Source organism: Vibrio sp. ED004 (assembly GCF_023206395.1).
Lineage (GTDB): Bacteria > Pseudomonadota > Gammaproteobacteria > Enterobacterales > Vibrionaceae > Vibrio.
Window position 1 is genome coordinate 3,557,744 of the sequence record NZ_CP066149.1, and the last position, 13,581, is coordinate 3,571,324.

Here is a 13,581-nt window from a genome sequence, read left to right on the forward strand (position 1 = left end):
GAGTGGCCTTTTTGTTATCTAGCTTGTGTTCTAAGCCTTAGGTTACATCGGGTTTATGAAAGTCTGAGTTGTCCATCGAGTAGTAGAGCGATAATTGCACTCCAGTTACGCCATTTTTGGTAATTAACATTCCCTGTCGATTATCGAATCTTTCATCAAACCAACTATTAAGACAGGGAACTGAAATGAACAGAATGACATGGGTCGCGCTGGCTCCGTTATTACTATCAACGGCAATGATATTTCGTACTTTTATCTATGGAAGCCAAAGCCACATCGAAGTTATAACGGTGTCGTTGGTATTGTCTGCACCTTTGATTTTTACGTTTGTACTTGTTTTCTTATTTTGCCGAGATAACGTTTCTGATAGATATGCGCTACTTGGAACAATCGCAATTTGCGGGCACTTATTTACAGTGATGCTCCATGTATTGTGGAACGGCTTTATGTTGGCGGATGTGATTAACAAAGATGATTTAGGGCCAGCACAAGGCTATACCGGTTTGATACTTTGGGTTGGTAGCGTCAAAACGATGCTACTCGGCTTGGCTGTAGGGTTATGCCTTCATTACTTACCACGTTTATTTAGAAAGGCCGCAGCAAGATAGCTGTTTGGCTAGTTCGTTGCCTATAGGAATTGTCACCGTGTTTTATAGTAAGGAATTCAACAAGGGATTGCTGCTAATCCTTATTTCAATAAGTGCTTTCATTGTCATTACCTCTGATAACAACCCTGAGACATTAATCGCTCACGCCATCAACGGCTTAATTGCTTTGCTCTTTTTCTCCATGACAATTGAAGTCAAAGACAATGTACTAAGCTGGTATTTCGGCTTTGGCTTTTGGCGTAAGAATGTCGAGGTGTCAGACATTGCAGAGACATCGTTCTATCAAAGCAAGTGGTATCAAGGTATAGGCATCCGAATGCTGAGCGATGGCTGGTTGTATAATGCATCGATAGGTTCAGCGCTGAAGTTAAGCTTAAGCACTGGAAAGCATGTTTACATTGGTTGTAAAGATACGGATGGTTTAAAGCTGGCCTTGAAAACCGCTAACGAAAAATAACTCAAAAGTGATTTACGAGGCTTGGCATTTTTCGTTTAAGGTTTGGCTAATGTTCAGGTGATATGGTTTTGGGTCAGTGGTGTTGCTCAAACCGTAAAGTATTATGTTGACAGGGAAGTTATGAATCAACAAGAAGCCTTTATAGGGTTTGCGGTTTATGGGGTTATCAGTAGTTTTATCTGCTTGTTTACGTTTTTTATTATCAAAGATGCAAAGTGCAAACAAACATTGTGGACTTTGCAAGCTGTTGTTTTTGGTATCTTCTTCGTTGGCTTTATCTATTGGTCTGGTGGTGATGGGCCAAAATTGTTGGTCTGGATTCCGCTTGTTATTTTAATTTCTATCTACAATATCCACTCTCTGAAATTTTGTGGTTCTTGTGGAAAAACTAACGTAAGAAAAGCGGATTGTCATCCATTAAATCATGTAGTGAATGTGGTAATGCTTTATAGTAAAGCTAAGAAATATCGGACGTTTGTTCATTTTAGTTTCAGCCTTAAAAGGAAGTTGTATGAATTTAGATAAAGCTAAAAAACGCATCGCAAAGCAGGTTAAAAAGGCGACAACGGATACCCAAAAATCACGTTAGCGTATTACGGATCGACCAAAGATCTCGCAACGGAAGTCGCAGTTCAATTTATGCTGGGTGAGGGCGATGGTGTTCAAGAAGAGCGTTTTCTTGTGAAACCGAAATCCGAGATAATGAGCTAATCCAAACGACGTTACTCAAGATAATCGAGCGCGCTAATGTTAACTCAGTGATTGAAGTTGAAGGCGTGACGGTTTCTTTAGTTGTCTTAGTATCAGTCGGTGCGTTTGAAATTTTTACTCATAATTTATCAAGGAAGGAACATTATGAAATTAGCTCAGTTAAATATCGCTCTGGCTAAATACCCGTTAGATGCGCCGGAAATCAAAGAGTTTGTCGATAACTTAGAGCTGGTTAACGGAATCGCAGAAAGCAGTGAAGGGTTCGTTTGGCGTCTGAAAGATGAATCTGGTGACGCCACCAACATCCAAGCTTTTGATGATCCTAATATGATTGTGAACATGTCGGTGTGGGATTCTGTGGATTCGTTAAAGAACTTCATGTTCTGCACACATCACCGTGATTTCATGCGCCGAAAGGGGGACTGGTTTCAGCGTTTACCTGAAGATACTTATGTTCTTTGGTGGATCGAAGAGGACCATATTCCTACACTCGAAGAAGCGATAGAGCGACTTGAACACCTCAGAGAAATCGGTGATACACCGTATGCCTTCACTTTTAAAACCAATTTTACATAGTCAGAAGCGCCAAAATAGCGTTCGTCCAATCAGCGTTATGTTCCATTGAAATTAAAATAGGGTCATCTGTGGTGTGTGGGGAGTTGTTGATGTTGGATGGATCATCGATAGTGTTTTCTGCATTTAAATTGATAAAGGTAAGTTGTGATTGAATTTAAAACGGTCGGTCTTTTTGTACTTACGGCGGTCGCCGAGATTGTAGGTGTTATCTGCCTTATCTTTGGTTGAGAGAAGACAAGAGTATTTGGTTATTGATTCCTGCTGCGATAAGCCTTGCGTTGTTGCTTGGTTATTGACGCTTCATCCTACCGCGACAGGGCGTGTTTATGCAGCCTATGGCGGTGTGTATATTTCTGTTGCCCTAATATGGTTGTGGCTTGTTGATGGCGAAAAGCCGACAACGTGGGATTTGGTCGGTGGCTCAGTAGCACTACTCGGTATGGCGATTATTATGTTTGGCCCTCGCAACGCGTAGTGCATGCATTGAGATGACAGGAAGAGAATAAACCATGGAAAAGGTTGATTGGCACAAGAATCAGATTGATGACAGTACCGTCATAACGGACAGCTACAAAACGACTCAAAACGTGCGTCGATATTTTAAGTCCAAGCTTGGCGAAGAGTTTAAATTTGACCGTGATTTTATGCAGTGGATGAACAATGCGACAGGATTGACTATGGGTGATGCCTTACAAGAGTGGGCGAAGCGTAACGATATAAATTAATGGATTATCTTGTTGGTAAACTTATTTACCAGCTAACCAGTTCACAAAAATACCGCCGTAATCAACGGCGGTATTTTTTATTACGCTTATCGCATTATTCAGTAGATAACGAAGAGCAGTTAGCCTAGTTTACGCGGGCTAATTCAACAGTCTGCGTTTCACTCGCTACTTTCAATCGCCACCTAAAGCTTTGTATACTGCAATCGTGGTGTTGGCTGTTTGAAGCTTGGCGGCCACTTGTCGATCTTGCATCGCTTTTGTTGTCTTTGTGCGTCTAACACCGACAAGTAATCGACTAGGCCTGCTTTATAGAGCGACTTTGCTTTGCTTACAGCGTTATCGACGGCGGGTGGCTTCATCGATGCGCTTTTGGTTTTCTTGGCTACGGCCATAGGCAAACAAGCTTGAATCGACTTCTGCAAAGGCGCTGTCTACTGAATGTTGGTAGTTAAGCGCTGCAGAAACGGAACCTTGCTTCGTTCATTTCCACCATGGCTTCGCCGCGGCCACCATCGAACACATTCCAACTGATACCGGCAGATGCCGCCCAGCCAAATGAGTCGCTACTGAATAGGTCATCAAAACTTCCAGCCGTCACACCTGGCGTACCCGTTAGGAAGAACTTTGGATAGCGATTGGCAATGCTTGCGCCGAGTTCTTCGTTAATGGCTGCCATTTCTCGTTCTGCAATACGGATGTCTGGGCGTTGTTCTAACAAGTCAGAAGGTAAGCCTGTCGGAATAACATCGTTCATTCGCGGCAAGGTAAATTCACCTGCTAAACGTTGGTTCACGCTCGTAAGTGATTCGCCTAACAACACTGCCATGCGATTTTTGTGTACTTGCTCTGCGATTTCAAGTTGAGGAACAATGGATTCAGTCGCAGCAAGCATGGCTTTGGCTTGAGCAAGATCTAACTCCGAGCCATAGCCGCTGCGAACCACTTTGGTGACCAGTTCTAAAGTCTGCTTTTGGTCGGAAATGTTCTCTAGTGCGATCGCTTTTCGCTCTTGAGCGCCACGATATTGCAGGTAGTTGTGAATGACATCGGCAGTGATCAAGGTATTCAAACCCGATTGGAATATCTCGGCTTGTTCAACTCGAATCGTCGCCGCGTTGGATTGCTTATCGATACGTCCAAACAAGTCCATTTCCCATGCGATGCTTGCACCTAAGAACCCGCCATCGTGTTGCGCTTCCAGCAACGACATGCCCGTTGCTGATTCAACTGCATCAGAGGCGCCAAATACCGGGCCGAGTAGGGAGTCGTTCTCACTCAGCTGGTAGTTGTAATAACCACCACCAACATTCACAGTCGGGACTTTGAATGATTCGACTACGCTTTTGTACGAGTTGGCCATGGTGATACGCTCGGCGGCCAATTTAAGTGGGATGTTCTGGCTTTGGACATCGGCCACTAACTGATTGAGCGTTGGATCACTGAACTGTGTCCACCAATGATTGTGCTGTTGGTTTTGGCTCACACCGTCTTGACTATATAGAAACGTTTCAGCCATGGTCGTTTGTGGTTCTACGTAATCAGGGCCAACCGCACAACCTGTCAACAACAAGGCGAGAGCAATAGGAGCCACTTTAAACTTTGTTAATGGATACATGTTTATTGCTCCTTGTTGAATGAGGTTGTAGTGCCGCTGTTTGTAGATTGAGGCGTTGCATCAAGCACGATCACTGCGTCTTTGATGGCTTCCTCTACTGTCTTTTTTTCTTCAGTTCGATAGAAAAGCTTGTACAGCGCAGGCATTACAAACAGAGACAACACGGTTGCCGCAGCCAAACCACCGATAATGGTTGCTGCCATCTGGTCAAACAGTAGATCGCTTAGCAATGGGATCATACCAAGTGCCGTGGTGAGTGCGCCCATTGAGATCGCCATCGTACGGTTCACTGTCGCTTCTTTGATTGCGTCAGACAGTGAGCGACCGTTCTTACGTTCGAGCTCGATTTGGTCCATCAACACGATGCCGTTCTTGATGATCATACCTGTTAATGTTACAGCGCCAATCAGAGCCATGAAGCCGAATGGTTTATCCAACAACAATAAACTGAATGTTGCACCCGTCGCCGCAAGCGGTAGGGTGGTGAAGATGATCACTGGCTGTTTGAAGCCGTTAAACATCGCCACTAAGATAATTACCATCAACAACATTGCTTTAGGCAGTTGCTTAAGAATATCGCTGACCGCTTTATGCTCGTCGTAATATTCGCCACCCCATTCCAAGTGGTAACCATCTGGAAGGTGGATTGATTCAATTTGCTCTTTAACGGAGTTTCTTACTGCTGCGGGTGTGGTGTAACGACCAACGCCAGCTTGTGCAGTGATGGTTTTCACTCGGTCACGACGCCAAATCATGGTCTCTTCACTGGTTAGCTCAAACCCATCGATGACTTGGCCGAGTGGAACGCTGTGTATGCCCAATAGAGAGCGAACCGGCAGAGTTTCAAGTGATTGAATTGAGCTTTCTGTCCCGCGAAGTTGAATCGTGACCAACTCATCGTTCAACTTCATACGACCCAACGGCATACCTTCTGACGCGCGCTTTATCGCGAATGCAATGTCTGCGCGGTTAATACCTGCAAGGCGCATCTTGTCTTGGTTAATGATAGGTTCTAACACTTTGGTCTTTTGACGCCAGTCGTCACGAACGTATTTGGTGTCTGGATGTTGAGCAAATATAGCTTTCGCTTGCTTTGATAGTCCGTGAAGCACCTCGACATCCGGGCCGGAGAAACGCGCTTCAACACTGAATTTATCTGAGGTCGCCAGTTTTAAACCTCGGAATCGCGGATCAGCGTCAGGAAACTCTTTTGCTAGCCACTTGTCACCACGAGCAATTAGTGTGTTGAGTGATGGATAATCAACAGCGTTAATCAAGATCTGGCCATAAGCAGGATCGAACGGTTCAGGCTCAATGGTTACTGAGAAACGCGGTGCGCCAGCGCCCACATAGGTTGAAATATTGGTCACTTCTGGCTGTTCAAGTAACCATGCTTCAATGCGTTCCATGTCTTGTGAGGTTTGCTCTATCTTCGCACCATTCGGAAGCCAGTAATCAACGAACAAGATAGGGCGATCCGCTTGCGGGATAAAGTTAATCGCTATGTTCGGAATTGCCAACGCGGTGACCAAAATAAGCGGGACGAGGGCAGTCAACGCTTTGATTGGATTATCGACCGTCCAGTTGACGCTTTTACGGTATAAGCTCACTTTAGTGTCGGTTTTTGTTTGGTTGGTTTGATGAACATCCAGCACATTAGAGCGGTGAAGGTCATTGCTACGAACCAAGACAACAGTAGCGAAGACGCAATGATTAAGAATACTGAACTGGCAAATTCAGCGGCATCGGTCTTAGAGAAGATAACCGGACTCGCACCCATAATCGCAATCACTGTTGCACCAAACAAGGGTGTCGCGGTCTCTTTAACAGAATCAACTGCTGCTGCAGTTCGGTCGATACCTTTGTTGATCTTCACGATCATCATATCGGTAATTACAATCGCATTATCAACTAACATGCCAAGCGCAAGGATAAACGTACCCAAAGACACACGGTGCAAATCGATCGCCGCAATGTTCATGTAGATAAGCGTGAGTAGAATCGTCAATAGCAAGCTTGAACCAACAATCGTTGCACTCTTTAAGCCCATGAAGATCGACAGTACAACAAACACAATCGCGACACTTTCAAGCAGGTTGCTTACAAAGTTATCTATCGATTTCTGAACTTCTTCAGGCTGGTTTGCAACGGTTGCGACTTCAACACCCAAGGGCAGTGATGCTTGGAACTCGTCAACCACTCGATTGATATCGTCACCCAGAGATACCACGTTCACGCCAGAGACAGGGCTCATTGCAAGAGTGACGGCTGGTACGCCGTTGTAACGGTTTTCCGTCATCATTGGTTCTTGGTAACCCATGGTCACATCAGCAATGTCACCAAGTCGAATTAGCCCTGTCCCAAAATCACTGACACCACCTTTGATCATCAGGTTGTTAATATCAGCGAGTGAGGTGAACTGGCTAGATTGCTGAACACGAATGCGCTCACCGCCTGCCGCAAATTTACCCGCATCAAACGTCGCGTTTTGTGTGTTGAGCTGACTCAAACCTGAGCCATCGATAAACCATACTGCGCTAAACGTTCGTCTGGAATATCAATATGTACTACGCGAGGTTGAACGCCATGCAGTTCTACTTTTTTTATACCGTCTACGGTTTTAATGCGACGTTGTAACTCTTCTGCATAAGTACGTAGTTCTGAAGGAGAAGCGTCTTCACCGTACACAGAGAAAAGCATGCCATACACTTCAGAAAACTCGTCTTGCACAATGCTGATCTGTGCTGTGCTCGCAGCAGCATTTTCATGTCTGATACTTTACGACGCAGTAAATCCCAATCTTGTGGCAGTTCTTTTGAATTCAAAGACTCTTTCAAATCGACAAATACCATCGACATGCCCGGACGAGACAAAGAGCGCAGGCGGTTTAAGTTCGCCATCTCTTGAAGCTTTGTTTCTACCGTATCTGTTACCTGTTGTTCCACTTCTTCGGCTGAGGCTCCGGGGTAGAGCGTAACAACAACGGCCGTTTTGACTGTGAAGCTAGGGTCTTCGAGCTTACCGAGGTCAAAATAGGAGTACAGGCCAGCGATGACACTCAACACAGTGAAGAATAGGACGAAGGTTCGTTGCTTTATAGCAAAGTCAGCTAAGTTCATGGTGCGTACCTACAGATCTTTTACTTGGATTGATGAGAAATGTTGACCTTCTTGCACGTACTGCGCGCCACTCACTACCACATAGTCGCCATTGTGAAGTTCTGATTCGACACACGCGGTATTCTTACCGAATGACGCCACATTGACAGGCACAGAGATGGCTTGCGAGTTTTTGATGGTGAATACCTGTTCGTTGCCTGACTGGTTAACGATGGATGAATAAGGCAGGCAGAAATTGTCGCTGCTTTCACCCAGTTGCGTGGTGAGGGTAACCGCTTTACCTGGTAACAAACTGAGTGTGTCACCATGTTCTAAATCGTCTAGACGGTAGGTGACCGAATAGGTTTGTTTGATAGGGTGAGGGAGTGTAGAAATCTCAGTCGCATGACCAGTAATAGACTTCTTTGCGTGATACCAACTGATGGTGGCTTGTTGTTCGGCTTTGAATTGATGAATCAGGTTTTCAGGCACATCAATGGTCACCTCAAGCTGCTCTGGCTTGTGGATAGTGAAACCGAAACACCTGGTAGCACTTGTTCGTATTGGTCGAAATTAGAAGAGGCAACCACACCATCGAATGGGGCAAGCAGGCGAGTGTAGCGAATCGAGTCTTTTGCTCGGCGTATGTTTTGTTCAACCACTTTTACGGCGGCTTCGCTGCGTTCATAGCCGCTGATCGCTCGGTCTAAGTTCACGTCCGCAATTGCATTGTCATCAATCGCTTGTTTTACGCGAGCTAATTCGGCTTTTGCGAGTTTATGTGCTGATTTGGCTTCTAGCGCGCGAGCTTGTAATTCTTCTAACGCCACTTGGTAATCGTGTGGATCTAACTGAGCAATCGCTTGACCCTTTCTCACGCTATCGCCAGTTTTGACTAACAATTCTTGAATGGTGCCGGGAACACGAAAAAGCCACACCTGCCGTTTCAACCGATTGAAGTTTGCCTGTGAAGGTTTTGCTGGCTTGTTGAGGTTTCGATTCAAGTTGTACAACTTGAATTGGACGCTCTTCCGTTACTTTGGCTGAATCGGCAGCTGATTCTGTAGAAACAGACTGATTGCAACCGATAAGAGGGAGAAGAGTGGCTGCGAGTAGAGAGTAGCGATAGATGGACATCATGAATTGCTCCTAAATATTGATGGAGCAATTCTATCGAGATGAAGTCTAGAGATAATCAGTGCTAACGGTATAACACTGTCACACTATTCATGACAATAATTAGAGATTTGGTAATTCTTGTAATAAGAAATCAATCAATAATTGGCTGGCGTGGCTGAGTGCTTTGCGTTGTGGATACAACAACCAAGCTTCTTCTTGTTGCATGGTGTGATCAGGGAAAGATTGATCAGTGAGCCTTCTTTAAGTTCTTGTCTCACCATCAATTGAGGCAATAACGCGATACCTCGATGACGGGCAGACGCACCTTTCACAAAACCGATACTGTCACTAACAATCGACGGTTCTACCTTTACAACTTGGCCTGATATTTCCCATTCCTTATCAACATCACCACTTGGCCAACGGAAACAGACAAACGGAAATTTAGACAGCTCTTCAAGCGTTGTAGGTTTACCTGATTTAGCAATGTATTCAGGGCTAGCAACGAAAATACGCTGCAAATCCATTACCTTACGCGCGACAACATTAGAGTCACTCAGACGACCGCCATGCATTGCAAGGTCTAACCCTTGTCGATACATGTCGATAAAACCGTTACTGATGCTGCGAATATCAAGTTCAATCTCTGGGTAAAAGGTCTTGGAATTTGAATAGGTAGCTTGAACGATGTCACCGGTTTCAGGTAGCAAATAGTTCACCATTATCAGATTGCTGAATTCTAACTTCATTTGCATTGACATTTAGTGATACCATTACAGCTAAAGTAGTCGTTGTATAAATATAACTTTTCATATTAAATTCCTTCTTCATATATTCCACCACCCTAGTTCTAACGCTTTCTCCGTTATATCTAGAATAGACTGTTCGATTGCTAGTCGAGTTGCAACACTTACTGGTTCGTTATATGACCCTCCCATCTCTAATTGCATTAAATTGTCATCGAAAATTTTGTATGAGTTTATTCCCGCAGACATGGATATTATTGTTTTCTTAGAGATACTACTGAGTAATATCTCGCCTGTTTTAACTGATACAGCTCTTAAAGATACGGTCACGGTGTCTACCGAATACTCGCTAGACAGCGAAAAATCATTAAAGAAAAAACCACCAGCAGCCTGTTTGTTATTGTGGTCATAAGCTATTACTCCCCCAGTGAATACAATACTTGGTACTTTCAAAACTCCTAAACTCTTTGGGCTGACCGATACCGAAGCTAATTGTCTTTCATCTAACATTTGGGCAAGAAACGTTCTGTCAATAACTTTATAAAGCTTCCCATCATTTAACCCAGAAAGCGAGTGCATTAACATAGAATCAAGACCTTGAGGAACAGCAGTAGAAGCTTCTTGATATAATAAGCCTTGTTTTCTTTGTCCTGAAAAGTCGGAAAAACGATAGACAGTTACATTCATGGGTTTAGAATGTTCTGGATAGATAATTTCACTATCAAATTTAACATTATTTTCCGTATATGGTTTTTCGACTATGTTTTTTTCTATGGAAGAGCACCCTATATTTAAAACAAAAGATAAAATAATAATTATAATTCTCATTTTTAATCTCCAATCCCTGGAACTGATAGTTCAATGTTTTGGTCTCCATTCTCACCCGATATGTTTATTGTTAAAATATCACCATTTTTTTCATAATCTAGGTTTAAGCCATCTGACACATTTATACTACCGCTATCTTGGTTATCATCGAAAATTGAACGTGCTATTTTTTCTGAAACTTGAGAATTAATATAGTTAACAAGAGTTCGTTCTAATTGTTTAGAAGGGCTATTTCTGTCTTCGCTGGCTTCTTGTCTTGCTATCTCTTTCAATATTCTTTCTTTTTGTGATTTGTTTTTTTCAACAATTGATATTCTTTCTTTTGATGCGTTTACAAAACCAGGGTTGTAACCGCCAAAGACTGGGTTTGTGAGGCTGTAAGTAACTTGTGCTGAGTTAACGCCAAAAGAAAAAATTAGTATTATATATGGTAATTTCATTTTTAATCCATTAACAATAAAATCAGGTAATTAACACTAGCAAACGTAATGCCAACTATTATATATTTTTAAGTTGTTGTTTTTAAACAAATCTTTACAATTAAGTTGCTACCCTTATGATTTTTATCAAATAAATTCTCAAATTGAGAATTTATTTGATAAAAATCATCATGAAATGACATTGTTAGGTTATTACAATAGGTGATTAATAGTGATTATTTGATGATATGTTATAAAATACGGGAAGAAACTGTGTTCCAGAATACACTCCGAACATAATAGTAAACTTACTTACAGAGATTTATATCACTTTGTATATCTACTAGTAGTGTCGGCTTAATTATAAATCAGCGTTCATAGCACCATATATAGAAATTATTTTTTAGTCTGCATTTGTATTTACACCATAGGGTTTCGTTAAATACAATCATTACGAGTTGTAATTTTTATCAAAAGAACCGCCTTCAAAAAAGTTATTTATTCAGATGAATATTTAGGTTTTGTATACCAATTGGTATACGATGCCCAACATACTGTTCTAAAAACGATTCAATGCTGTTGTTATGAAAATCGAAGATCTTAAATTGTTCACCACCGTGGTTGAGCTGGGTAGCTTTACCGCTGCTGCGAATGCATTAGACCTGCCAAGAGCGAACGTTAGTCGCCGTATCAATGACTTAGAGAAGTCTTTAAACATTCAACTGTTCTTTCGTACTACACGCAGTTTGTCAGTCACTAAATCGGGGGAACTCTATTACAACGAGCTATTGAAAGCCTTAAGTGCACTTGAAAAGGCCAATCACATGGCTTCTAACTTGTTGGAAGTACCACATGGTCGAGTCAAGATAGGTTTGCTACCTGAAACCGGTGACATCGTTCAAGCTACCCTATTCAAATTCCAAGACCTTTACCCAGAGATTGAACTTGATATTCGCAGCATCAGTAACGGTTTTATCGACATGTATCGACAAGGGTTAGACCTTGCAATGCATGGCGGTCGTCTGAGTGACTCTAATGTTGTCGCGCGTAAGGTAATGGATTTGCAGCGTATTTTCGTTGCTAGCCCTGAATACATTGCTAAATCAGGTAAACCTACAACGCTTGAAGAGCTGTCTAAATTTCCGTTTGTCTGTTTCCGTTGGCCAAGTGGTGATGTTGATAAGGAATGGGAAATATCAGGCCAAGTTGTAAAGGTAGAACCGTCGATTGTTAGTGACAGTATCGGTTTTGTGAAAGGTGCGTCTGCCCGTCATCGAGGTATCGCGTTATTGCCTCAATTGATGGTGAGACAAGAACTTAAAGAAGGCTCACTGATCAATCTTTTCCCTGATCACACCATGCAACAAGAAGAAGCTTGGTTGTTGTATCCACAACGCAAAGCACTCAGCCACGCCAGCCAATTATTGATTGATTTCTTATTACAAGAATTACCAAATCTCTAATTATTGTCATGAATAGTGTGACAGTGTTATACCGTTAGCACTGATTATCTCTAGACTTCATCTCGATAGAATTGCTCCATCAATATTTAGGAGCAATTCATGATGTCCATCTATCGCTACTCTCTACTCGCAGCCACTCTTCTCCCTCTTATCGGTTGCAATCAGTCTGTTTCTACAGAATCAGCTGCCGATTCAGCCAAAGTAACGGAAGAGCGTCCAATTCAAGTTGTACAACTTGAATCGAAACCTCAACAAGCCAGCAAAACCTTCACAGGCAAACTTCAATCGGTTGAAACGGCAGGTGTGGCTTTTCGTGTTCCCGGCACCATTCAAGAATTGTTAGTCAAAACTGGCGATAGCGTGAGAAAGGGTCAAGCGATTGCTCAGTTAGATCCACACGATTACCAAGTGGCGTTAGAAGAATTACAAGCTCGCGCGCTAGAAGCCAAATCAGCACATAAACTCGCAAAAGCCGAATTAGCTCGCGTAAAACAAGCGATTGATGACAATGCAATTGCGGACGTGAACTTAGACCGAGCGATCAGCGGCTATGAACGCAGCGAAGCCGCCGTAAAAGTGGTTGAACAAAACATACGCCGAGCAAAAGACTCGATTCGCTACACTCGCCTGCTTGCCCCATTCGATGGTGTGGTTGCCTCTTCTAATTTCGACCAATACGAACAAGTGCTACCAGGTGTTTCGGTTTTCACTATCCACAAGCCAGAGCAGCTTGAGGTGACCATTGATGTGCCTGAAAACCTGATTCATCAATTCAAAGCCGAACAACAAGCCACCATCAGTTGGTATCACGCAAAGAAGTCTATTACTGGTCATGCGACTGAGATTTCTACACTCCCTCACCCTATCAAACAAACCTATTCGGTCACCTACCGTCTAGACGATTTAGAACATGGTGACACACTCAGTTTGTTACCAGGTAAAGCGGTTACCCTCACCACGCAACTGGGTGAAAGCAGCGACAATTTCTGCCTGCCTTATTCATCCATCGTTAACCAGTCAGGCAACGAACAGGTATTCACCATCAAAAACTCGCAAGCCATCTCTGTGCCTGTCAATGTGGCGTCATTCGGTAAGAATACCGCGTGTGTCGAATCAGAACTTCACAATGGCGACTATGTGGTAGTGAGTGGCGCGCAGTACGTGCAAGAAGGTCAACATTTCTCATCAATCCAAGTAAAAGATCTGTAGGTACGCA

9 protein-coding genes and 7 pseudogenes are annotated in these 13,581 nt (G+C 43.2%); 9 read left to right on the plus strand and 7 right to left on the minus strand.

The annotated features are described in order from the left end of the window. Window positions 1-185: 185 nt before the first annotated feature. From ITG10_RS16210 to ITG10_RS16240, 7 genes and pseudogenes are all read left to right on the plus strand, one after another. Window positions 186-608 carry a hypothetical protein gene (locus ITG10_RS16210; RefSeq protein ID WP_017631874.1) on the plus strand — a complete coding sequence of 141 codons (423 nt, stop codon included), beginning with the start codon at window positions 186-188 and terminating at the stop codon, window positions 606-608. Window positions 609-624: 16 nt separating this feature from the next. Beyond that, window positions 625-1,065 carry a hypothetical protein gene (locus ITG10_RS16215; RefSeq protein WP_248386840.1) on the plus strand — a complete coding sequence of 147 codons (441 nt, stop codon included), beginning with the start codon at window positions 625-627 and terminating at the stop codon, window positions 1,063-1,065. Window positions 1,066-1,185: 120 nt separating this feature from the next. After that, window positions 1,186-1,517, plus strand: a pseudogene (locus tag ITG10_RS16220) (hypothetical protein). 59 nt (window positions 1,518-1,576) lie between these two features. After that, window positions 1,577-1,850: pseudogene (locus ITG10_RS16225) on the plus strand (hypothetical protein); the annotation flags it as partial. Window positions 1,851-1,920: 70 nt separating this feature from the next. After that, window positions 1,921-2,352 carry a DUF3291 domain-containing protein gene (locus tag ITG10_RS16230; protein WP_017631870.1) on the plus strand — a complete coding sequence of 144 codons (432 nt, stop codon included), beginning with the start codon at window positions 1,921-1,923 and terminating at the stop codon, window positions 2,350-2,352. 144 nt (window positions 2,353-2,496) lie between these two features. After that, a pseudogene (locus ITG10_RS16235) lies at window positions 2,497-2,827 on the plus strand (YnfA family protein). Window positions 2,828-2,861: 34 nt separating this feature from the next. Continuing rightward, on the plus strand, window positions 2,862-3,077 hold the full coding sequence (locus ITG10_RS16240; RefSeq protein WP_017631869.1) for a DUF6434 domain-containing protein: 216 nt from the start codon (window positions 2,862-2,864) through the stop codon (window positions 3,075-3,077). 124 nt (window positions 3,078-3,201) lie between these two features. On the opposite strand, the pseudogene ITG10_RS16245 reads toward ITG10_RS16240, so the two are convergent. The 7 genes and pseudogenes from ITG10_RS16245 to ITG10_RS16270 form a co-directional block, all read right to left on the minus strand. Further along, a pseudogene (locus ITG10_RS16245) lies at window positions 3,202-4,692 on the minus strand (efflux transporter outer membrane subunit). Window positions 4,693-4,694: 2 nt separating this feature from the next. Continuing rightward, window positions 4,695-7,201 (minus strand): annotated as a pseudogene (locus tag ITG10_RS16250) (efflux RND transporter permease subunit). Between the two features lie 103 nt (window positions 7,202-7,304). Further along, window positions 7,305-7,811 (minus strand): efflux RND transporter permease subunit, encoded by a 507-nt coding sequence (locus ITG10_RS26505; protein ID WP_348983558.1) that lies wholly within the window; start codon window positions 7,809-7,811, stop codon window positions 7,305-7,307. A gap of 9 nt (window positions 7,812-7,820) precedes the next feature. Continuing rightward, window positions 7,821-8,930, minus strand: a pseudogene (locus ITG10_RS16255) (efflux RND transporter periplasmic adaptor subunit). A 99-nt stretch (window positions 8,931-9,029) separates the two neighbouring features. After that, window positions 9,030-9,619 (minus strand): annotated as a pseudogene (locus ITG10_RS16260) (substrate binding domain-containing protein); the annotation flags it as partial. A gap of 117 nt (window positions 9,620-9,736) precedes the next feature. After that, window positions 9,737-10,483, minus strand: coding sequence for a CsgG/HfaB family protein (locus tag ITG10_RS16265; RefSeq protein WP_248386532.1), 747 nt, complete (start codon window positions 10,481-10,483; stop codon window positions 9,737-9,739). A 2-nt stretch (window positions 10,484-10,485) separates the two neighbouring features. After that, the gene (locus ITG10_RS16270; protein WP_248371457.1) at window positions 10,486-10,923 is read right to left on the minus strand and encodes a curli assembly protein CsgF; all 438 of its coding nucleotides are present in this window, start codon (window positions 10,921-10,923) and stop codon (window positions 10,486-10,488) included. A gap of 563 nt (window positions 10,924-11,486) precedes the next feature. Here ITG10_RS16270 and ITG10_RS16275 point away from each other — a divergent pair. Beyond that, entirely contained in the window at window positions 11,487-12,365 is an 879-nt protein-coding gene (locus ITG10_RS16275) for a LysR family transcriptional regulator (protein ID WP_213865072.1), read from the plus strand. Window positions 12,366-12,464: 99 nt separating this feature from the next. After that, entirely contained in the window at window positions 12,465-13,574 is a 1,110-nt protein-coding gene (locus ITG10_RS16280) for an efflux RND transporter periplasmic adaptor subunit (RefSeq protein WP_017631866.1), read from the plus strand. The last annotated feature ends 7 nt before the right edge of the window (window positions 13,575-13,581 follow it).